Source organism: Thalassotalea marina (assembly GCF_014656435.1).
Lineage (GTDB): Bacteria > Pseudomonadota > Gammaproteobacteria > Enterobacterales > Alteromonadaceae > Thalassotalea_C > Thalassotalea_C marina.
Map to the genome: position 1 here is coordinate 132,961 of NZ_BNCK01000004.1, position 21,234 is coordinate 154,194.

The 21,234-nt window shown below is 38.3% G+C and carries 19 protein-coding genes; 13 read left to right on the forward strand and 6 right to left on the reverse strand.

Features of this window, described 5'->3' with window-relative positions; genetic code table 11:
* The first annotated feature begins 9 nt into the window (after nucleotides 1-9).
* The 5 genes from IE199_RS09830 to IE199_RS09850 all read left to right on the forward strand — a co-directional run bounded on the left by IE199_RS09830 (nucleotide 10) and on the right by IE199_RS09850 (nucleotide 6,192).
* Nucleotides 10-1,491, forward strand: coding sequence for an alanine/glycine:cation symporter family protein (locus tag IE199_RS09830; protein ID WP_189769833.1), 1,482 nt, complete (start codon nucleotides 10-12; stop codon nucleotides 1,489-1,491).
* Nucleotides 1,492-1,576: 85 nt separating this feature from the next.
* The gene (locus IE199_RS09835) at nucleotides 1,577-1,912 is read left to right on the forward strand and encodes a zinc ribbon domain-containing protein (RefSeq protein WP_189769835.1); all 336 of its coding nucleotides are present in this window, start codon (nucleotides 1,577-1,579) and stop codon (nucleotides 1,910-1,912) included.
* Nucleotides 1,909-2,220, forward strand: a complete 312-nt coding sequence (locus IE199_RS09840) for a YeaC family protein (RefSeq protein ID WP_189769837.1) — start codon at nucleotides 1,909-1,911, stop codon at nucleotides 2,218-2,220. The genes IE199_RS09835 and IE199_RS09840 overlap by 4 nt, the downstream gene beginning before the upstream one ends.
* Complete coding sequence (locus IE199_RS09845; protein ID WP_189769839.1) at nucleotides 2,217-5,012, forward strand: DUF349 domain-containing protein; 2,796 nt, start codon at nucleotides 2,217-2,219, stop codon at nucleotides 5,010-5,012. Before IE199_RS09840 ends, IE199_RS09845 begins: the two co-directional genes overlap by 4 nt.
* A gap of 100 nt (nucleotides 5,013-5,112) precedes the next feature.
* On the forward strand, nucleotides 5,113-6,192 hold the full coding sequence (locus tag IE199_RS09850) for an ABC transporter substrate-binding protein (protein WP_189769841.1): 1,080 nt from the start codon (nucleotides 5,113-5,115) through the stop codon (nucleotides 6,190-6,192).
* On the opposite strand, the gene ansA is transcribed toward IE199_RS09850, so the two are convergent.
* Together ansA and sppA are read right to left on the reverse strand one after the other, a co-directional pair.
* Nucleotides 6,189-7,196 carry an asparaginase gene (gene ansA, locus IE199_RS09855; protein ID WP_189769844.1) on the reverse strand — a complete coding sequence of 336 codons (1,008 nt, stop codon included), beginning with the start codon at nucleotides 7,194-7,196 and terminating at the stop codon, nucleotides 6,189-6,191. The two genes, IE199_RS09850 and ansA, sit on opposite strands and share 4 nt — an antisense overlap.
* Before the next feature lie 121 nt (nucleotides 7,197-7,317).
* Nucleotides 7,318-9,180: a signal peptide peptidase SppA gene (gene sppA, locus IE199_RS09860; RefSeq protein ID WP_189769846.1), complete on the reverse strand. Its 1,863-nt coding sequence runs from the start codon at nucleotides 9,178-9,180 to the stop codon at nucleotides 7,318-7,320.
* Nucleotides 9,181-9,359: 179 nt separating this feature from the next.
* On the opposite strand from sppA, the gene IE199_RS09865 reads away from it, so the two are divergent.
* Entirely contained in the window at nucleotides 9,360-10,064 is a 705-nt protein-coding gene (locus IE199_RS09865; RefSeq protein WP_189769848.1) for an HvfX family Cu-binding RiPP maturation protein, read from the forward strand.
* Nucleotides 10,061-10,609, forward strand: a complete 549-nt coding sequence (locus IE199_RS09870) for an NAD(P)H nitroreductase (RefSeq protein ID WP_189769851.1) — start codon at nucleotides 10,061-10,063, stop codon at nucleotides 10,607-10,609. The genes IE199_RS09865 and IE199_RS09870 overlap by 4 nt, the downstream gene beginning before the upstream one ends.
* 86 nt (nucleotides 10,610-10,695) lie before the next feature.
* Here the strand turns inward: IE199_RS09870 and asnS are convergent, their stop codons facing one another.
* Complete coding sequence (asnS, locus tag IE199_RS09875; RefSeq protein WP_189769853.1) at nucleotides 10,696-12,096, reverse strand: asparagine--tRNA ligase; 1,401 nt, start codon at nucleotides 12,094-12,096, stop codon at nucleotides 10,696-10,698.
* Nucleotides 12,097-12,243: 147 nt separating this feature from the next.
* Between asnS and IE199_RS09880 the strand changes: the two genes are divergently transcribed.
* On the forward strand, nucleotides 12,244-12,615 hold the full coding sequence (locus IE199_RS09880; protein ID WP_189769855.1) for a hypothetical protein: 372 nt from the start codon (nucleotides 12,244-12,246) through the stop codon (nucleotides 12,613-12,615).
* On the opposite strand, the gene bioA is transcribed toward IE199_RS09880, so the two are convergent.
* Complete coding sequence (gene bioA / locus IE199_RS09885) at nucleotides 12,596-13,906, reverse strand: adenosylmethionine--8-amino-7-oxononanoate transaminase (protein ID WP_189769857.1); 1,311 nt, start codon at nucleotides 13,904-13,906, stop codon at nucleotides 12,596-12,598. The genes IE199_RS09880 and bioA overlap by 20 nt on opposite strands.
* A gap of 102 nt (nucleotides 13,907-14,008) precedes the next feature.
* Between bioA and bioB the strand changes: the two genes are divergently transcribed.
* Genes bioB through bioD form a run of 4 tightly spaced genes read left to right on the forward strand, consistent with a single transcriptional unit; the run spans nucleotide 14,009 to nucleotide 17,705 of the window.
* Nucleotides 14,009-15,085, forward strand: coding sequence for a biotin synthase BioB (gene bioB / locus IE199_RS09890; RefSeq protein ID WP_229854645.1), 1,077 nt, complete (start codon nucleotides 14,009-14,011; stop codon nucleotides 15,083-15,085).
* 14 nt (nucleotides 15,086-15,099) lie between these two features.
* Nucleotides 15,100-16,242: an aminotransferase class I/II-fold pyridoxal phosphate-dependent enzyme gene (locus tag IE199_RS09895; protein WP_189769859.1), complete on the forward strand. Its 1,143-nt coding sequence runs from the start codon at nucleotides 15,100-15,102 to the stop codon at nucleotides 16,240-16,242.
* The gene (bioC, locus tag IE199_RS09900; protein WP_189769861.1) at nucleotides 16,243-17,028 is read left to right on the forward strand and encodes a malonyl-ACP O-methyltransferase BioC; all 786 of its coding nucleotides are present in this window, start codon (nucleotides 16,243-16,245) and stop codon (nucleotides 17,026-17,028) included.
* Between the two features lie 2 nt (nucleotides 17,029-17,030).
* Nucleotides 17,031-17,705: a dethiobiotin synthase gene (gene bioD / locus IE199_RS09905; protein ID WP_189769863.1), complete on the forward strand. Its 675-nt coding sequence runs from the start codon at nucleotides 17,031-17,033 to the stop codon at nucleotides 17,703-17,705.
* Nucleotides 17,706-17,722: 17 nt separating this feature from the next.
* Here the strand turns inward: bioD and pepE are convergent, their stop codons facing one another.
* Both pepE and IE199_RS09915 read right to left on the reverse strand, forming a co-directional pair.
* Entirely contained in the window at nucleotides 17,723-18,442 is a 720-nt protein-coding gene (gene pepE / locus IE199_RS09910; RefSeq protein ID WP_189769865.1) for a dipeptidase PepE, read from the reverse strand.
* 5 nt (nucleotides 18,443-18,447) lie between these two features.
* Nucleotides 18,448-18,852, reverse strand: a complete 405-nt coding sequence (locus IE199_RS09915) for a type II toxin-antitoxin system HicB family antitoxin (RefSeq protein ID WP_189769867.1) — start codon at nucleotides 18,850-18,852, stop codon at nucleotides 18,448-18,450.
* Nucleotides 18,853-19,189: 337 nt separating this feature from the next.
* Between IE199_RS09915 and IE199_RS09920 the strand changes: the two genes are divergently transcribed.
* Nucleotides 19,190-21,211, forward strand: a complete 2,022-nt coding sequence (locus IE199_RS09920) for a methyl-accepting chemotaxis protein (RefSeq protein WP_189769869.1) — start codon at nucleotides 19,190-19,192, stop codon at nucleotides 21,209-21,211.
* The last annotated feature ends 23 nt before the right edge of the window (nucleotides 21,212-21,234 follow it).

The following is a 21,234-nucleotide window of genomic DNA, read 5'->3' on the forward strand; positions in this document are numbered from 1 at the left end:
GAGCCCATAGTGGAACAACTTGTCAATACGCTGAACGCGTACATATGGAGCCCATATCTAATCTATTTATGTTTAGGTGCGGGCATTTTCTTTTCAGTATTAACTCGCTTTGCACAGGTCAGGCATTTTAAAGAAATGTGGCGCCTGTTGATGTCCGGGAAAAGTTCAGAGCAGGGGATCTCTTCTTTTCAGGCATTAGCCGTTTCTTTGTCCGGTCGAGTTGGTACCGGTAATATCGCCGGTGTTGCTGCCGCTATCGGTTTTGGTGGCCCAGGTGCAGTATTTTGGATGTGGGTTGTTGCCTTTTTAGGTGCTGCAACAGCTTACGTAGAATCAACCAATGCTCAGATCTATAAAGAAGAAGAATTAGGCGTTTATCGTGGTGGTCCAGCTTACTACATTGAAAAAGCAATGGGACAAAAATGGTATGCGTGGATATTCGCGTTAGCTACAATTTTAGCCTGTGGTGTGTTATTGCCGGTTGTACAGTCAAATGGTATCGGTGATTCTTTAGTTAACGTATTTGGGCAAGGTGGCACAGTAGACTCTTTTATGGGTGAACTGGCATTAACCAAAGTATATGCAGCAACTTTTGTTGTGTTATTACTAGGTTTCATCATTTTTGGTGGTGTTAAGCGTATTGCAAGCTTTACCCAAATCGTTGTTCCATTTATGGCACTTGCTTACATCATCATTGCTTGTTCAATCATTGCGTTAAATATTGACATGCTGCCAGGTATTTTTAGTTTGATTATTAGTGATGCCTTTACGCCAATGGCTGGTGTTGGTGCTGCGATTGGCTGGGGTGTTAAGCGTGGTGTTTACTCCAATGAAGCAGGTCAAGGTACTGGTCCTCATGCCGCAGCTGCTGCTGAAGTAGATCATCCAGCTCAACAAGGTTTAGTTCAAGCATTCTCTGTTTATATTGATACCTTGTTTGTATGTTCTGCAACGGCTTTTATGATTCTAATCACTCAGCAATACAATGTGATGCCAGAAGGTAGCACAACCTTCTTAGTACAAAATGTTGCCGCTGAAACAGTGATCAACGGTCCAGGATTTACACAACTTGCAGTTGATAGTGTACTACAAGGTGTAGGTAAGCCATTTATCGCTATTGCATTATTTTTCTTTGCATTTACTACGGTACTTGCCTACTACTTTATTGCAGAAAATAATGTTTCTTACATCAACCGTACTATCAAAATGCCAGCACTACGCTTTTTATTAAAAGTGTGTATTATGTGTGCAGTGTTTTATGGCACCGTTGCACAACCTAATGCAGCTTGGGGTATGGGCGACGTTGGTGTTGGTATTATGGCATGGCTTAACATTGTGGGTATCATCATCATTTTCATCATGTCGAAACCTGCGTTAAAAGCACTGAACGATTATGAAAGACAACAAAAAGAAGGTGTAGAGAAATTTACCTTCGATCCTAAAGCTCTAGGCATAAAGAATGCTGATTTTTGGGAAAATAGAAAGCCGTAAAATAATTCGGTTTTAAATAAGAAAAAAGCGCCCTTAGTGGCGTTTTTTTTGTAGAATATCTGGGAAAAATTTTTGGAGAGTATAAATGGCAGTAATTAGTTGTCCGCAATGTAATAGTAAAATTTCTGATAAAGCAAAAACCTGTTCTAACTGTAACTTAGTGTTAGGTGAATTGGACACTGAACAGTTGTCAACAATTAGACGTGTGAACACTATCCAAAAATCACAACGTATCATGACTTTTTCGTTTATTGCTATGTTGTTTTTCTGCGGTGGCTTTTTGTATTACTATGCGAAAAACGTACAGCCAAATACTCTAGAATACTATATTTCAACAGGCGCTATTCTAATTGGCTTTGTGTCATATATTATTACAAGAATTCAATTACTTATTTTAAAGCGAAAGTTAAAATCTTCATGAACATATTGCAAGTTGTAGAAAACATGTCGCACGACATGTATTTGCGTTTAAAACATGCAGCTGAAACGGGTAAATGGCCAGAAGGCACACCCGTTGATCCTGCACAAAGAGACTCAGCTCTTCAGTTATCTATGGCTTATCAAGCTAAGCATTTAAACTCCTCTGAAATGTTGTCTATTGGTTCAGACGGCAATATTGTGCAAAAAACAAAGCGACAGTTAAAGGAAGAGTTTACAGGGCAAGAGCCTGACACTATTACACCGTGCAACAAAAATGAAAATGATATCGCAAGGTTCAAAGACATATGATCTTTTCTAAATTTTTTAAACCTACATGGCAACATAAAGATAGTGCTGTTCGAATAGAAGCTATCAACAATGAGCTCTCTTTAAAAGTTGATGAACATTACAATGTCTTGATGGAACTTGCTAAAAATGATGAAAGTGAACTAGTTAGACGTTCTGCATTATTAAAAATTAACAGTTTGTCTGTTTGGTACGAAGCGAGCCAAAGTAATTCAATGAATGCGGTTAAAGCTTTTTCTGAAAAACAAGTAGAAAAAGTGCTGCTAGGTCATCATGACATTAGGCTAACGACCAAAGACAAAAAACAATTTATTAATGAAAAACTAAAAGCGAGCCTGTTAGAAAACTGGCTAAAAGCTGAAACTGATGCTGACGTTGTTGTTGCGCTATATCACCGAGTCAATAAACCACAATTATTGCATTCGGTGTTTAAGCAACATCAAGATGAAGCAGTACAATTAGCATTAATTGAACATTGTACTACCAGTGAAGGTTTAGACAAGTTATTAAAAGTAGCTGTTAACCCAGCAGTTAAACAGACAATAGAAAATATATTAAATAAAGAAAAAGAACTTCAAGAAAAACCATTAAAGGTTACTAAAGCTGCGCAATTAGTGCTATCGAAATATTTAGCATTAAAAGATGCAAAGGACTATCAACTAGCCCTTGAGAATAAATCGCAGCTTATTGAAGAGTGGCGGACATTAACCAACGAATTTTCTTGCTTATCAGATGAACAACGTGACACTTTGCTTAATCGTTTTCAAGAAATTGAAAATACGGTTCAAAAAGTGCTCGCGCCACAAGCCGAAGCATACGAGCAAGAAAAAATAGCGCAAGAGTTAACATTAAAGCGCCAAGAAACCTTATCTAGCTTCAAAAAGCAACAAAAGGAAATCGACCAAAAAATTACACAAGCTATTTTTGACACTAATACGGTTGATGAGACAAGCACAAACCAAGAAATCGATAACCTGATTGAGCAAGTTCAGGCGTCAGTTATTCATAACAAAGATAAAACCGACCTAGTTAATAAGCTTACATCTATAAGACAAAAGCTTAATAAATTGCCTCAAGTAGCAGAAGCGGTATCTTCTGCAACACACTTAATTTCCAAAATGTCACAGGTGTCATTCCCTGAAACCATAGAACAGTTAGACGAAAAAGAGGGTGACTATAAGCGTTGGAAAAACGATTGGCGTGAAGTCAATAAAGCCGCATCTGGTGTATTGCCAGAATCTATTCATAACGCTTATTTAGAAATAAAAAATAATTGGGATAAAGCATTAGCGCCATTAATACAAGAACAAAAGAAACAGTTTCATATTACCCAACGTAAGATCAAAGACGTAGCTCGTTTGATCAACTCAGGAAAATATAACGCAGCTTTTGGCGTGTTTAAGAAAGCCAACACCTTATATGAAAATTTAAGTGATATTCAAAAGAACAAGTTGCAACGCGAATTTCAAACGGTATCTGAAAAAATTGCTGATCTTAGTGATTGGGAGCACTATATTGCCACGCCGCGCAAACAAGAAATTTTAACTCAGATAACTGAACTTGCAGAATCTCCATTAACAGATCCAAACCAGCAAGCATCAAAAGTAAAATCATTCAGAAAACTTTGGAATACCTTAGGGCACGCAGATGATGACATCGAACGTGACCTTAATGAACAGTTTAATTCTTTAAGTGAAAAAGCATTTGCGCCGTGTCGCTTGTATTATGCAGAACAAGAAAAGTTGCGTGAAAGTCATTTAGTTGAAAGACAAAAAACATTGGCAGAAGCACAAACGTTAGCCGCTTTACCGATAGATGAGAATCTAGATTGGAAACAATACGAGTCACAATTTAATCGATTAAAGCAAAAATGGCGTGATGCCGGAGAAGTTGACCGAGTAGCTTATCGCGAGTTAAATAGAGCATTTAAATCAGCTATTGAAACGGTAAAACAAGCAATAGATGTTAAACATCAACAAAGTATTGATGCTAAAAAACTTTTGATTGCTCAAGCTAACGAACTGTTACAAGCAGAAGATCTTAGTTATGCGGTAAATGAAGTTAAAGCACTACAAAGCAAATGGAAAGCACTTGGCTATAGTGGACCTAAACATGAAAACTCACTTTGGAAAGAATTCAGAAAAATAAATGATGAGATTTTTGCCAAACGTAGTGAAGAATTTGTAGCCAATAAACAACTAGCACAGCAAGTAGAAGAAAGTTATCAGGAAAAGATAAAAGACATCACTAAAGAACTTAAAAACAATGAGTTAGAAAGTGTGTTGGTTGTAACGCGTAACCTGAAAGACTTAGAAAAACAAGTGGATGTAAATGACAAGAACAATCGTGTCATTGAAAAATTGTTTAGAAATGAATTCAGTAAGCTTGAAAAGTTAGAACAAAATTTAAAAGCCAAGGCATTAACTGAAAATTGGAAATTGGTATTTGATGCACTTCATTTTGGTGCTGAAAATGACATAGCAAATTTCAAACAGTTTAATGATATTTCTTCTGTTTGGCAAAAACGTTTGCTTGATAATCAAGCTAAAGCGGTAGGTGATTTGCAAAAAAGAATTGATAAAACGTTAGCTCTGGAAATTCTAGCAGGAAAGGAATCGCCAAAAGCTCAACAAGACAGACGTTTAGCACTTCAATTAGAGATGATGCAAGAGCAGATGAATTCCGGTCGGTTAAATTCCTTAGAGCAAGGGCTTAACGAGTGGTTAACTATTGGCAAAATCAATGTGCAAGACATACCTTTAATTGATAGAGCACAGGCTATATTCACAAACTAGTAAACCTTAATTAAATACAAAGCCACAGCAGAAATGTTGTGGCTTTTTTTTTGGCTTAGAAAATTGCTGCTATAGTTTTAATAACTGTAGGAGTACTGATATGAAAGTTGTGTTATTGCTCGTGTTATGTTTCGTGCATAACTACTGCCTCGCTATCAATGTTGTATTTGTTAATCCTTCTGTCCCTGGTACTCCCTTTTGGGATCGTGTTACGGCGGTAGCAAAAGCAGCAGCTCAAGATTTATCCATAAACCTTGAAGTCGTTTATGGTGAAGATAATCGTATTTCTAATCTCGAAGTTATTGAAGAACTTGCTGCGCGTAAAAACAAACCTGCCTATGTAATTTTTATGCCTTTTGATGGAACAGCTGAGCGAATGTTTGGTAGCTTAAACGCGTCTAAAATTCCTTTTATAACGGTCGAACGTACACTGCAAATTAGTGAACAACAAAAAATCGGCTTCCCTGGTGAAATTTTTGAGTATTGGATTGGCGAAGTTTTTCACGATAACGAATACGCAGGTAATTTACTTGCTGAAAGGCTAATTGCGGAAGCGAAGAAACATAACCCAGAGCAAAACTTAGTTGCTATTGGTATTTCTGGAAGTTTTAGTGGTGAATCCTCAGATAGAACTCGTGGACTAGAACGGGCAATTGCAGATCATAAAGAAGTGCAATTGGCGCAAGTAGTTCCTGCCATATGGAGTCGAGAAAGAAGCAGGCACATCATTCATCAGCTAACTTCACGTTTTGGCAAAATAGATGTGGCATGGGCAGCATCTGATGGTATGGCATTAGGTATTTTAGATTCGGTAAAAAGTGGCCACGGCACAAATATTAATAAAGACATGAAAATTGGTGGTATTGATTGGACGGGCGAGGGAATTGACAGAATTCGTGCTGGGGAGCTGACTGCAAGTGTTGGTGGTCACTTTATGCAAACAGCTTGGGCGTTAGTGAAGATTTATGATCAGGAGCATGGCAAAACAATTTTCAAAGGCGGTGACATGGGACGCACCTACGATTTAGAAATAATAGACAGGTCAAATATCCATCTGTATGGAATTTTATCGAAGAAAGTAGATTGGACTAAAGTGGATTTTAAAAATTTCACCTTAACCCACACAAAATCACCGCAGTATAACTTTTCCTTTGAAAAAATGATCAGAGCGCTTTATTAAGCACTCAATTCACCACGTAAGTTTTCTAGCAGTTTCGATTTAATCTCTGCATTAGATAAAGGCTGGCTTAGCAAATAATGCAATTTGGTTAAGGTAGCTTCTAATGTCATATCTTGACCACTTACTACACCACAGTTACTCAATGAAGTGCCAGTGGCGTAACCTCCCATATTAACTTTGCCTTTAATACATTGGCTACAGTTGACAATAATAATGCCGTTTTTATTTGCTTGTTCCAAACATGCTAACAATGCTTCATCTTGTGGTGCATTACCAACACCATAACTTTTAATAATCAAAGCCTTAACAGGCTGTTTAATAACATTTGCAACCAACTCACTACTTATACCTGGGTATAAATGTACAACACCAATAGGCTGTGGCGTGATTTTTGTTAGTGTCAGTGGTAATTGCTCAGGCTCGGATAAAGCACCACTAATCAACTTAATATTAATACCAGCTTCCAGTAAGGGTGGCATATTGGGTGATTCAAATGCGTTAAAGCCATCTGCATAGGCCTTAATTGCTCTATTTCCCCTAAATAGCTGATTATTAAAAAACAATCCAACTTCATTGATAGGGTAGTTTGCGGCAATAAACAATGAATTTAGCAAATTAACTTGCCCGTCTGAGCGCAGTTGACTAAAGGGGATCTGCGATCCAGTGACAATGACAGGCTTGGATAAGTTTTCAAACATAAACGAGAGTGCTGAACTGGTATATGCCATGGTATCGGTGCCGTGTAGTACGACAAATCCATCATACTCATCATAATGAGAAGCAATGTCGTCTGCTATGCGCTGCCATTCTGAAGGCGTCATGTTCGACGAGTCAATAAGCGGGTGGTACTCTTTGATAGTAAATTCAGGCATCTCTTCACGATAGAAATCAGGCATCTTTTGAATGGATTCAGTTAAGTGACCTTTAACTGGAATATAACCCTTATCACTTGATTTCATCCCGATTGTACCGCCTGTATAGGCGACATAGATTTTTTTCTTCATACTAGCCTTACCATCATTAATTGAATGCGAGAGTTTTTATTTATCGGTGCTTAATTATTTTACGAATAAAAAACCCCGCATTAAGCGGGGCAGATGATACCAAAAGATAGTAAATTAGTAATTAATTTATCTCACACGCTAAACACTTAGCGTAGATCCCTTGTGGGTCATTTAATTCATTAATCGCTTTAAATTCAGTCTTCAATGTTTTAATGAAAGAATCTAGTGGCGTTGCTGTGGTAACAGTGTTACTAACAGGTAAAAACTGAGCAGTTTCTGAAAAGAAGTTTTTCCAAAATATGTCTTCTGGAGATAATTCTTTTTCTATTAAAATTTCTTGGTAATCATCAAGTTTTGCTAAATCAGCCGCGAGGCTTACTGCATCATCTAAATCGCCAAGTTCATCAACTAAACCTAATTGATGCGCTTGAGTACCTGACCAAACTCTACCTTGTGCAATTTTATCAACTTGAGCAAGTGTCATGTTACGATTGTTGGCAACAAGCTCAATAAAGTCTTGATAGCCACGTTCAATGCTTAACTGAAATATTTGTGACACACCTTTACTTAAACCTTGGGTAATGCCTGCTCCTGCAAGATCTGTAGTTCCTACACCATCAGTAAAGATACCAACTTTTTCTAACGTATTTTCAAAGGTCATTAAAAAGCCGTAAATACCAATAGAGCCCGTGATCGTTGTAGGTGAAGCGATAATTTTGTCTGCTGGCGCTGAAATCCAATAACCACCAGAAGCGGCATAAGTTCCCATCGATGCAACAACCGGTTTACCGGCTTCTTTTATTAGCTCAATTTCTTGTCGAATAACATCTGAAGCAAAAGCACTGCCGCCTGGGCTATCAACACGTAAAACAACGGCTTTAACACTGTCATCTAGTCGTGCCTGGCGTAAATAACTTGCAGTACTATCGCCACCAATTGAACCTGGTCCACGTGTTCCATCTAAGATAACACCTTTTGCAACAATAACTGCTACTGAATCTTTATTTGGATTAACGAGAGGGACAATTGGCGCTGTTGCTTTTAAGTACTTTCTAAAACCAATGGCATGATAAACATCGTCTTCATCGCTACCAACAATTTCACTAATGGCGCTGTTCATTTCATGACGATTTTTCAATTCATCAACCCAGTGGTTGTTCAGCGCATATTGCGCTATTTTACCATCAGCTTTTTCGAGCTTATCAATTAAGGTGGTGATAGATTCATCGAAATTATCTACTTTAAATTGGCGACGAGCAGCAACGTCAGTTTTATATTGTGTCCACAAGTCGTTTAACCATGCTTGGTTGGCTTCTTTAGCTTCTGGAGACATATCATCTCGCATGTATGGCTCAACAGCAGATTTATAAGTGCCAACGCGAAACACATGTTGTGAAATTGCTAGTTTGTCTAATGCAGATTTAAAATAAAGTTGATATCTACCGTAACCGTCTAACAACAACCATCCATTAGGATCCAACCAAATTTCATCAGCCAAAGTGGCAATGTAATACTGTGCTTGGGTATATCCATCACCAATGGCAATAACTCTTTTACCTGAAGATTTAAATCGCTCAATTGCTTTTGCGATCATTTTCACTTTAGTAATACTAGCGCTGGAAATACCTTGAGGTTTTAACACTAGTAGCTTAATTCTGTTGTCGTTTTTAGCGCGTTCAATAACATCGATTACGTCTTGAACTAAAACTTCTGGACTTTCTTGTGGCTGGTCTAATGCTTCATTAACAAAAACTTCCATTGGATCAACTTCAACTTTTTGCTCAACCAAGTCGCCATGCAAATCCAACACTAATGCTGCAGAAGGGGGAATTTTTATTTGCTCTTCATCACTTGCAAGTGCAACTAGAAAGATCAAAATGATAGTAAAGAAAATTAAATTAATAATAATTTTACGTGTGGTATTAAGTAAATGAAAAATACTTCGGCTTATCCTTGAAAAAGCGCCTGGTTGATTATCGCTCATATATTCTCTAACTCGTTAACTTTGTTGTATATGCTATATAAAACTCGATCACTAATGTAGTCGAAAATGTAATAAATTAAATTAATTAGTCCTTTAAGCTTAATGAATTCATCACAAATATTGAAATTTAATTACTAGACTTAAGTTCTAATGGGTATTGTTAATAAAAAAGTTAGTCTATGAAAATCATTCAATATTACCAAAGTGCTGTTAAAAATTTAGTGTATCTCGACGGTATACCTGCCTTGCTACTCAGGCTAGTGCTAGCACCAACCATGATAATTGCTGGCTATGGCAAACTAAATTTATCAAACCCTGATGTTTCTGGTATATCTTCTCTTACTGCTAGTAGCAGTGTTGTTGAGTGGTTTGGTAATAATGAATGGGGATTAGGATTACCATTTCCAGAGCTGTTAGCAAACTTAGCCGCTTGGACCGAGTTCTTGGGTGGTTGGATGTTAGTTATTGGTTTATTTACACGACTGATAAGTATTCCGTTAATGGTCACTATGTTTATTGCCGCTACAACAGTGCATTGGCAACATGGTTGGTTTGCTGTTGCCCCAAGTAATCCTGACTTTAGTCCAGCTAAAGTTGTTGCTTGGTTTGGTGTTGAAAAAGCGCAAGAAAGCTTAAATAATAGTGAACAAGTGTCCATTCGTTTAAATAAAATGAAAGATATTTTAGAAGAAAATGGCAACACAGATTGGTTGTATGCCAAGGGGAATATCGCCGTGTTAAATAACGGTATTGAGCATGCTGCAACATACTTTATCATGTTGTTAGCACTAATTTTTATTGGCGGTGGGCGATTTACTAGTGCCGACTATTACCTATATACTTATTGGCTGAAACAAAAAAAATTTGCCAATAATCATTTATGAACGCCATAGAACTACTTTTATCTAGACAATCAGATCCACTATTAACTGTACCCGCACCGAGCCAAGGTGATCTAAAAACCATTTTAACCGCTGGTATGCGGGTGCCAGATCATGCGGCTTTAGCACCTTTTCATTTTACTGTCGTTCAAGATGAAGCGCTTCAGAAGTTAAGTGATATTTATGTTGAAGCCGTTAAAAAGCAGGGTGTTGACCAAGCAAAGTTAGATAAAACCGCAAAAATGCCATTTCGTGCGCCACTCATCATTGTGGTAAGTACCAAGTACCAAGAGCACGACAAAGTTCCTCATCAGGAACAGTTGATCACCGCAGGTTGTTGTACACATGCGATGCAAATGGCCGCTTTTGCACTAGGTTATGGAGCAATGTGGCGCACAGGTGACTTAGCGTTTAATAACGATGTAAAGGTGGCGTTGAACATAGATGAAAAAGACGATATTGCTGGGTTTTTATATATAGGAACTAAAGCCAAAACCTTACCGACTAAACCTGAACGATATTTTGAAGCTAACGTTACGTACTTGTAATTAACACAGGAAAATATACAGTCACTAAATAAGAAAAAAGCCGCAAATCAGCGGCTTTTTGTTAGGCTTTTACAAATTGTTTGCAATTAATAGGCAGCATTTTTTGGTGTACGAGGGAATGGGATCACGTCTCTAACGTTTTGCATACCTGTAGCGTAAGCAACTAAACGTTCAAAACCTAAACCGAAGCCAGAATGCGGCACAGTACCATAACGACGTAAGTCACGATACCAGCTGTAATCTGCAGGATCTAAGTCCATTTCCTTCATTCGTGCGTCTAACACGTCTAAACGCTCTTCACGTTGGCTACCACCAACAATTTCACCAATGCCTGGTGCTAAAATGTCCATTGCGGCAACAGTTTTACCGTCGTCATTTAAACGCATGTAGAACGATTTAATATCTTTCGGGTAGTTTTGTAAAACTACTGGACCACCAACGTGCTCTTCCGCTAAATAACGTTCATGCTCAGAATTTAAATCTACACCCCAAGACACTGGATTTTCAAACGTCTTGCCACAGTTTTCAAGAATCTCTATGGCATCAGTGTAATCCATGCGGACAAAATCACTGTTGATCACAGCATTTAAACGATCGATAACGGTTTTATCAACACGTTGTTGGAAAAACGCCATATCATCAGCACGTTCTTCTAATAATGCACTAAATACGTACTTTAACATTTCTTCTGCTAACGTTGCTGCATCACCTAAATCAGCAAATGCGATTTCTGGCTCTACCATCCAAAACTCAGCTAAATGGCGGCTGGTGTTAGAGTTTTCTGCACGGAACGTTGGACCAAAAGTATAAACTTTTGATAAGGCTGAACAATATGTTTCAACGTTTAATTGGCCAGAAACCGTTAAGAACGTCTCTTTACCAAAAAAGTCTTCACTGTAGTCAATATCGCCTTTCTCAGTGCGTGGTAAGTTTTCCATGTCTAACGTACTAACACGGAACATTTCACCAGCGCCTTCACAGTCACTACCTGTGATCAGTGGTGTGCTGATCCAGTAATAACCTTTGCTATGCATAAAACGGTGAACCGCTTGTGCTAAACAGTTACGTACACGTGTTACTGCACCACCAATGTTAGTGCGAGGACGTAAGTGTGCATGCTCACGCAAAAACTCAATAGAGTGACGTTTGGCAGCCATCGGGTAAGTATCTGGATCTTCTACAAAGCCCAATACTTCAACAGCAGTTGCTTGGATTTCAAACGACTGACCATCACCCGGAGATTCAACTAAAATCCCTGTTACTTTTACTGAAGCACCAGCAGTTAACTTTAAAATTTCAGTTTGATAATTATTTAGCTCATTAGGCGCGATCGCCTGAATAGTATCGAAACATGATCCATCATGGATCGCTAAGAAAGAAATACCGGCTTTTGAATCGCGACGAGTACGGATCCAACCATGCACAGTGATTTCTTCGTTAACAGGGTACTTGCCTGCTAACACATCAGTAATAGCAATAACTGACATTTATCAAACCTCTTGTATGCGTTGTTATAAACTTGTTCTTCAATTTAAGGGCTGATATGTTACCGTGATGACGCTGTTAAACAAGTAAAAGTTTCAAATAAACCTAGATAAATTGGCAATAGTGTAATAATTGATGGAATAACCGACTTGAATAAAGAGTTTAGTGGCGAAGAACGCCGTAAAGAAGACGATGTTTGGTTAAAAGCTTTACGAGTGACCACCATACTAGCGTGGCTTGTATTTGCTATTGCGCTGATTATTTCATATTACGCGGCGCCCGAAGCAAATTACGGCGTACTTAGGTATAAAGGCATTGAGGTGAGGCAGTTTTGGCTAACGCCGATGACAGGTTACTTATATGTATTACTTTGGATAAGTGCGTTATTTAGTTACGTAACCTTATTAATACATAAATATAGAAGCCGACGAAAAACAGATGATAAGCGCTTTAATATCTGGCTGTTATTCGTCGTCAGCGTCTCTTGGGTTATCTATATTGTTATTCAGTTGATGAAATAAAACATTCGTCAAATTTAATGGCGTATTCTATCGCATCAATAAGTGTATCAATTTGCTGCTCTTCAATAACAAGCGGTGGCATCATATAAATAAGTTTACCAAAAGGGCGGATCCAAACACCTTTTTGAACAAAATGTTTTTGAATTTCAGCAACATTTACTGAATCAGTCATTTCTACAACGGCAATCGATCCTAATACTCTTACCTGTGCAACACGTTTGGCACCAGTTAAACGCTTGATTTTTTCAATAAACCAACTTTCAATTTGATTCACTTTAGCTTGCCAATCTGACGAAATAAGCAAGTCAATACTGGCATTGGCAACAGCACAGGCTAACGGGTTCCCCATAAAGGTTGGACCATGCATAAAACAACTGGCTTCACCGTTACTGATAGTGGTTGCGACATGCTCCGTACATAATGTAGCAGCTAAAGATAAATAACCACCGGTTAAGGTTTTGCCTAAACACATAATATCGGGGCTAATATCGGCCCATTCACAAGCAAACAGTTTTCCTGTGCGCCCTAAACCTGTGGCGATTTCATCAGCGATAAATAGCACCTTGTATTTATCACAAAGCTCTCTGACCGTTTTTAAATAATTAGGGTGATAAAAACGCATGCCGCCAGTACCTTGAACGATCGGCTCAATAATAAAAGCGGCTAACTCCTGATGGTGCTGTGCAAATAGTTCAGCTAATGCTTGTGTTGAGTTTTCATCCCAATGCTCATCAATAGCAATACTTGGTGCTGGAGCAAATAGGTTTTTCATTAGCACCTTATCAAATATCTGGTGCATGCCTGTAACTGGATCACAAACTGACATCGCAGCAAACGTATCACCATGATAGCCATTTCTAACAGTTAACAATTTACTTTTGTTTGATAAACCTTGGCTCTGCCAATATTGGATAGACATTTTAATGGCGACTTCTACTGAGACTGAGCCACTATCAGATAAAAATACACGTTCTAAACCAGCAGGACTTAATTCAATCAGCTTTTTACAAAGAGTGATCGCAGGTTCATGCGTCAAACCACCAAACATTACATGAGACACTTTATCAATTTGCTGGTGAAGTGCCTGGTTAAGTGCAGGGTGGTTGTACCCATGTAAAACAGACCACCAAGATGACATGCCGTCGATTAATTTCTCGCCACTAGCCAACTTAATATGCACACCCTGTGCACTATCAACTAAATACGAAGGAAGAGGATTGCTCATTGATGTGTAGGGGTGCCACACGTAATTTTTGTCAAAATCGATTAAATCAGTATATAAATTGGTCATATGTTAACTTTGAGGCTTTAATTTTGTTGACATGTTTAAGGCGATGCATAGACTACCCGTTAAGATTTGACGATGCAATTATTAATAGAAAAGGCTTAAACCATGTCACAAGAGCAATCAGCGATTAACTTTAATATGGGCGAACTGCGCCACAATTGGACACACGACGAGGTTAAGGCGCTGTTTGATTTACCTTTTAACGATTTGATGTTCTACGCACAAAGTGTACATCGTCAACATTTCAATCCTAACGAAGTACAAGTAAGTACGCTTTTATCAATCAAAACAGGTGCATGTCCTGAAGATTGTAAATATTGTTCACAAAGTGCACGGTATAAGACTGACATCGAAAAAGAAAAATTGATGGAAGTCGAAAAGGTACTAGAAGCGGCCAAACAAGCTAAAGCACAAGGTTCAACACGGTTTTGTATGGGGGCTGCTTGGCGCAATCCTAAAGAACGTGACATGCCATATGTAGTTGAAATGGTAAAAGGTGTAAAAGCACTAGGTATGGAAACCTGTATGACGCTGGGTATGTTATCAGCTGATCAAGCAACTGAACTGAGTGAAGCGGGCCTAGATTACTACAACCATAATCTAGATACTTCAAAAGAACATTATAATCAGATTATTACCACTCGTAGCTTCCAAGATAGATTAGACACCTTAGACAATGTGCGTTCGGCCGGTATGAAAGTATGTAGCGGCGGTATTGTTGGTTTAGGTGAAAAGGCGACAGACCGTGCTTCATTGTTAGCGCAGCTTGCTAACTTATCACCACAGCCAGAAAGTGTACCAATTAACATGTTGGTGAAAATTGACGGTACACCGTTAGCTGACGTTGCCGATTTAGACAATTTCGATTTTATCCGTTGTATTGCAGTAGCTCGTATCATGATGCCAAATAGCCATGTACGATTATCAGCAGGTCGTGATGCAATGAACGAACAAATGCAATCTATGTGTTTCTTAGCCGGTGCAAACTCAATTTTCTACGGCTGCAAACTATTAACTGCCAATAACCCTGAAACAAATGCAGATGTTATGTTATTTAAAAAGCTGGGCATTAACACAGAAACCATTGCTAATAATTTAGATGAAGAAATAGAAGAGCAAGTATTGCATGCCAAAGTGGCTGAGCAACAAAGCAGTGACTTGTTCTACGACGCCACTAAATAGTCAGTTTTTGCAGAATGTCTTTTGATTTTCTCCGTACTCGGGTTGAGCAACAAGATTTGCTCAACCTAAAACGCCGTCGTGTATTAGTTGAACAGCAAAACGCAAGACATTTAGTGGTTGATGGTAAGCAGTATTTAAATTTTTCATCTAACGATTATCTAGGATTAAATCATCATCCTGAAATTAACAAAGCGCTAGCGCAGGGTGTTGAAAAGTTTGGTAGCTGTTCGAGTGCATCGAGTCTTATCTCGGGTTATCAATACGCACATCAGCATTTAGAAGAAAAAGTTTGCCAATGGCTCAACAAACCCAAATGTTTATTGTTTAACAGCGGTTTTTCAGCCAATCAAGCCGTATTAAGTTCACTTGCAAACGAAAATGTAGCGTTTTATTTAGATAAGCTGTCACACGCTTCATTAATTGATGGTGCATTTGGCCAAAATGGCTATGCCAAACGCTTTAAACATAATGACTACGCCCATTTAGACCAATTACTCACAACGAGTAAATATAGTAATAAGTTAGTGGTGTCTGAAGGTGTATTTAGTATGGACGGTGACGCTGCTGATACAGCAATACTTGGAAATATTTGCCAAACAAATCACGCCAAGCTTTATATCGATGATGCCCATGCCATTGGCATTAAAGGCACACATGGTGAAGGCAGCGTAGCAGATAATGCCGATATCGATATTATCATGGCAACCTGTGGTAAAGCGATCGCCACCAGTGGAGCATTTATCGCATGCGATAATGACTTACATGATTATTTAGTAAATTTTGCACGACATTATATTTATTCCACCGCGATGTCACCAGCAAACGCATGGGCAACGGCGGTGAGTATTGAACTGATTGAAAAAGAACATTGGCGTCGAGAAAAAATAAATCACTTGAGTCAGCTATTTTCTACTAAACTAGATCAGCACGTCAATTTGCTACCAACATCTTCGTCTATTCATGCCATAGTGTTGGGTAGTGAACAGCAGGCAATTGAAGCAGCAAATAAATTAAAAGCACAAGGAATTTGGTTAACCGCCATTCGACCACCCACAGTTGCCAAAGGCACCTCAAGGTTACGCGTTACCATGTGTTCATCTCATAAAGAGCAGGATATCAATTACTTAGCTGAAAGCATAAATAAGGTTATTCAATAAATGCTTGAAATTAAAAAGCGCATTAACATTGCAAAATCATTTGGTTCTGCAACGGAGTCTTACGACGTATCAGCGCGCTTACAACGATTTAGTGGCAAACATTTAATGCCATGGTTACCCAACAGAAACGATCTCAGTGTGATTGATTTGGGTTGTGGTACGGGATTTTTTACTGAGATTTTATCAGGTCGATATCAACAAGTGTTTGGCGTTGATATTTCGACAAACATGCTCAATTACGCAAAAGATAACCGTAGTACTGATATTTGCTGGTTAGAAGGCGACGCATTTTCTCTACCATTTGCCAGTAAAAGTATCGATTTGGTTTATTCTAACTTAATGATCCAGTGGTGCGACCCCATCGAAAAGGTGATCTCGGAAGTTTTAAGAGTGTTAAAGCCTGGTGGATTATTCATTTTTACCACGCTAACCGACGGTACCTTGCTTGAATTAAGATCGTCGTGGAGTAAAGTAGACAGCGATAAACACGTTATAGACTTTAAAACGCTCGATCACTTAACTGATGCTTGTAATACCGCGGAAAGTAAATTGCTTGAAAGCCGTGAACAAGACGTCGTGCTTGAATATGAAAACGTGTTGCACTTAGCACACGAACTTAAGGGTTTAGGCGCTAGTCACGTGCCAAGTAAAACTAACAAAGGTTTAGCAGGCAAAGATAAATGGAAACAAATGATCCATGCCTATCAAGAATTTCAGGAGCCAAGTGGCGTATATCCGGCAACGTATAAAGTCTTCTCAGGCATGGTTGTAAAGTTAACGAGTTAAAAATGAAAAAAATATTTATCACCGCAACTGATACTGATGCGGGGAAAACCCATATCGCCTGTGCAATTGTCAATAAGCTAGTAAACCAACAAAACACGGTATTGGTATTTAAACCAATTTCTGCTGGTTGTGAGGTTATTGGTGGTGAACTAGTCAATGAAGATGCACAACGATTGCAACAACAAGCAAACGGGCAACAAAGCTTATCGCAAGTTAATCCAATTGCCTATCAAGAGCCAATCGCTCCTCATATTGCCGCTTTAACTTTGGGTGAAGCGATTACCGTTAAGCAAGTAACAGGACATTTTAATACACTAACCACGTTATCAGCTGATGTAATTTTAACAGAAGGCGCAGGCGGTTGGCGTCTACCTTTAGGTAATGGCCAGTTTTTGTCAGACTTTGTAAAAGACACAGAACAAGATGTTGTATTGGTGGTTAATATGAAGCTTGGCTGCTTAAACCATGCGGTGTTAACTTATCAATCGATAATTTCAGATGGCTTAAACTGTATTGGCTGGGTAGCTAATTGCCAACAAGAAATGCCATATTTGCAGGAAAACATCGATGAGTTAAAGACTTTGCTTGATACGCAATTTCTTGGTCAAGTTGGCTTTGAACCTGATATTAACAAAGTGGCTGAACTCATCGATATATCACCATTATTAGTTGAATAATGGTGATAGTGATTACATTAGATAGATAAGTCTGCTGGAAACGACGTCACTGCCGTTTTGTTTTGATTATTGAAAAGAAATAGCGGTTCGTTAACGTCATTTCCCTGAACATAGTTGACTGTGTCACCCTCAACAGAAATTCCTGAACCTTCGACTAAACCAATAATGTGACTTTCTGGGTTTAATACCATAAATTCACTTAACCGCTGCTCGCGTGTTTCACCATTAAAACCTGCCGGTTTATACTCAGTGTAATGGGGATTAAGTTGGCATTTAACTAAGCCAATTGCGTCGAAGCTTTCTGGTTCAACAATTGGCATATCGTTAGTGGTTTTAATTGAAAGGCCCGCAATATTAGATCCGGCACTCCAACCAATATAACGCAATTTACCAAGGTCTACTTGCTCCTTGATAACCTTTATTAAACTAAACTCATATAGTTTTGCTAATAAATGGAAAGTATTGCCGCCTCCAACAATGACAGCATCTGCTTGAGTGAGAGCATCTTGCTTGTCTTCAAATTCATGTAGACCTTTAACTCTGACATCGATACTTGATAGGGCGTTATTCACCTTAGTTGTATATTCATCATAAGATAATGTTACGCCAGCAAATGGCACAAAGATTACATTGGAACAACCAGTCAGTTTTTCTTTAATTAACGGCAGGGCATGAGACAAGTATTCAGTACTTCCTACACGAGATGCACTTAACAATAATAAATTTCTGTTATTCATAAAAACTACTTATTTAATTCAACGATACAGGCGTTGGCAATAAAACCAGAACGCGTTTTATATTTTTCAGATTTACTTACCCGATCATCAATTTTTTTAATCAATAACTCGGGTAAGGTTACGTTAATTTTGTGACTTTTTCCTAAGTAGGGAACTATATCAAAATCTACCACTGCCCACACAACATTTACTTGTGGTTGTCCATTAATAAAACCATCAATCGCTGAAGCATGCGGAATGCTTTCCCCATACTCAGACAAGATTGCTAAATGATCTGCAATCGAATCTTGTGCTCTAATCAATACATCGTCAATTGACTTACCACTTGTTGTGCAACCAGGTAGATCAGGCACTGTTAATTGCCACTCACTAGTCGCTACTTGCTGTGCGATTTTTACTGGATATTTCATGTTGCTTCTCTGACAAAAATTTAAAAACATGATAACCCCAACAACCCCGTGCTGTCCACACATTAATAACCCTTATAACTCTGCAGTATTTTTACATAATAACCCAGGTAACCCTAAAAAGGTGGCTCGGTATAACCCTAATAACTCTTTCGTGGTAAGAAGTAAGTATTCACATGTTGTCTAAGTATTTTTAAACAGCGGTTCGTCTGTTTGGGTAATTAGCAGTTAGAGTCTGTTTTATTTGGAGGTAGTAGAGTTGTATTTTTGTAACTTTATAAAAACTCGCAAAAGCAATAAAAAACGCTATAAATAAAAGAGGGCTTAATTAGGATGCAAAATGAATCTAAATGTAGCGAGTAAAATAATCGTTGGCTTTAGTACAATTTTAGTTTTTTACATTGTAGCTAGTGCGGTTTCAGTTAACATTTTGTGGGGGATAGATGACGCCGCTAAGCAGGTAAAAAACTTTGCGTCTCCTGCCCAAGATAGAAGTATTGCCATAGAAATATTGTTATTAAAACAATCAAATATTTCGTCTAATATTCCAAATCTACATGATAAAAATACTTTGAATCTAGAACAGCAATCGTTCGCAGACATCACACAATCTCTAAAAAACGAGCGCGATATTCTTCCGCAGTTATTGCACACTAAACAAACATTATCTCAGTTAGCCTTGTTCGATGTTAGCTATGACAACTATCGGCAGCAGGTAGAAAGGATGTTTGCTTTAAAAACTCAAAACATTGATTCTACATACCGAGCAACCAATCAGTTAGCTGAGCTTGATAAGGCTTTAGATAATTTAGAAGAAGCATTAATAGAGTTTTCTTATGTAGAAGATGATAAAAATCCAGCACTAATCGAACAAATATCTTCCTCCTCCGTGCAAATTGAGGGATATGTAATTAATCTAAGAGATACTTTATCTGAAACGTTATTGCTAGAAGAAAAGGGCAAAGTCGTTGAACTACAGGAAACAATCTCTCTTGCACTTACAAATACCGAACAGCTGTTTGTTTTTGTGTCTCGTTTAGTGCAGGGTCATCACAGTGAAGCTTTGCTTGTTGATATTCGTAAACAATATAGCAAAATTACAGAAAAGTTATCTAATGAAGGTAACCTGTTCCAACTGCAGCTTGAGGTGATCTTATCAAATGAAAACTTAGCTTTAGCTGCAAAAGAGCAAAAGGCACTGCTGTCTCAATCTATTGAAGCTATTGAATTGCTTTATGAGAGGGTGCAAGCGGTTTACCAAACTCAGCAAGAGTCAATTATTGAAAATGTAGCACAAGGTACTAACACCACTGTTGTTGTTGTCTTTATCATCATTTTATTAGGTGGCATTATCGCTTTTTATACTATTCGTGAAATGGTGCTGCCACTTGCTCGTATTAATAGTACGTTATCACGCATTGCAACTGGAGATTTGACCAAAGAAGTCACAATCAAAACGGAAGACGAATATGGTCGACTAGCAAAAAATGTAAACCTTGTTGTTAATCAGTTAAAAGCACTTATTGGTGAAATAAGCCAAAATGCTCATCAACTCAACGTAAATGCAGCACAATCAAATAGTGCCATTTCTGATGTTGCCTCGTCACTTTCACTACAAAAAGAACAAGTTTCTAATGTTGCCATGATAACAACTCATTTGAGTGAAACAGCGGACAATGTTTTGTTTAAAGCTAATAATGCTGAACAAGAAACGTCTAACGCACAACAACAAAGCGGTGAACTTGAATCGTTGGCTAATGTATCAAGTGATCACATCGAGCAATTGGCACATAAGCTTGATAATACCAATGGTTTAATGGGCGCATTAAAAGATGAAGCACAAAACATCGGCGGTATATTAGACACCATACAGGCAATTGCCGATCAAACCAATTTGTTAGCATTAAATGCAGCAATTGAAGCTGCAAGAGCAGGTGAAGCAGGTCGTGGATTTGCGGTGGTTGCAGATGAAGTACGAATGCTGGCCAGTAGAACACAAGAATCTATCGCAGAAATTCATCGTATGATTAGCTCTTTACAAGACAAAACACAACTGGCAGTTACTGATATCGAACACAGTAAAAATGAAGCTGACGTTTGCCAGCAATATACTGAACAGTTGTTGACAACATTATCGTTGATCAATAGAGCAATAGAAAAAATACATACCAATAGCAGTGAAATTGCACAAGAAGCGACGCAGCAAAATCAGCTAAGTGCAGATATCAGCGGAAGTATGGTTGAAGTTGAACGCTTAAGTCTAGAATCATCAAACAAATCACAATCCACCATTGCTCATAGTGAACAAGTTTCCCAGTTAGCAAAAAAATTGGAAAAGTCGGTTGATCAATTTACGCTCTAGGTGCTTTTATTTTGAATATGCAA

Coding starts and splice junctions, on each gene's coding strand:
- IE199_RS09835 (WP_189769835.1), top strand. CDS start 1,577: ATGGCAGTAATTAGTTGTCCGCAATGTAATAGTAAAATTTCTGATAAA.
- IE199_RS09840 (WP_189769837.1), top strand. CDS start 1,909: ATGAACATATTGCAAGTTGTAGAAAACATGTCGCACGACATGTATTTG.
- IE199_RS09845 (WP_189769839.1), top strand. CDS start 2,217: ATGATCTTTTCTAAATTTTTTAAACCTACATGGCAACATAAAGATAGT.
- IE199_RS09850 (WP_189769841.1), top strand. CDS start 5,113: ATGAAAGTTGTGTTATTGCTCGTGTTATGTTTCGTGCATAACTACTGC.
- ansA (WP_189769844.1), bottom strand. CDS start 7,196: ATGAAGAAAAAAATCTATGTCGCCTATACAGGCGGTACAATCGGGATG.
- sppA (WP_189769846.1), bottom strand. CDS start 9,180: ATGAGCGATAATCAACCAGGCGCTTTTTCAAGGATAAGCCGAAGTATT.
- IE199_RS09865 (WP_189769848.1), top strand. CDS start 9,360: ATGAAAATCATTCAATATTACCAAAGTGCTGTTAAAAATTTAGTGTAT.
- IE199_RS09870 (WP_189769851.1), top strand. CDS start 10,061: ATGAACGCCATAGAACTACTTTTATCTAGACAATCAGATCCACTATTA.
- asnS (WP_189769853.1), bottom strand. CDS start 12,096: ATGTCAGTTATTGCTATTACTGATGTGTTAGCAGGCAAGTACCCTGTT.
- bioA (WP_189769857.1), bottom strand. CDS start 13,906: ATGACCAATTTATATACTGATTTAATCGATTTTGACAAAAATTACGTG.
- bioB (WP_229854645.1), top strand. CDS start 14,009: ATGTCACAAGAGCAATCAGCGATTAACTTTAATATGGGCGAACTGCGC.
- IE199_RS09895 (WP_189769859.1), top strand. CDS start 15,100: ATGTCTTTTGATTTTCTCCGTACTCGGGTTGAGCAACAAGATTTGCTC.
- bioC (WP_189769861.1), top strand. CDS start 16,243: ATGCTTGAAATTAAAAAGCGCATTAACATTGCAAAATCATTTGGTTCT.
- bioD (WP_189769863.1), top strand. CDS start 17,031: ATGAAAAAAATATTTATCACCGCAACTGATACTGATGCGGGGAAAACC.
- pepE (WP_189769865.1), bottom strand. CDS start 18,442: ATGAATAACAGAAATTTATTATTGTTAAGTGCATCTCGTGTAGGAAGT.
- IE199_RS09915 (WP_189769867.1), bottom strand. CDS start 18,852: ATGAAATATCCAGTAAAAATCGCACAGCAAGTAGCGACTAGTGAGTGG.
- IE199_RS09920 (WP_189769869.1), top strand. CDS start 19,190: ATGAATCTAAATGTAGCGAGTAAAATAATCGTTGGCTTTAGTACAATT.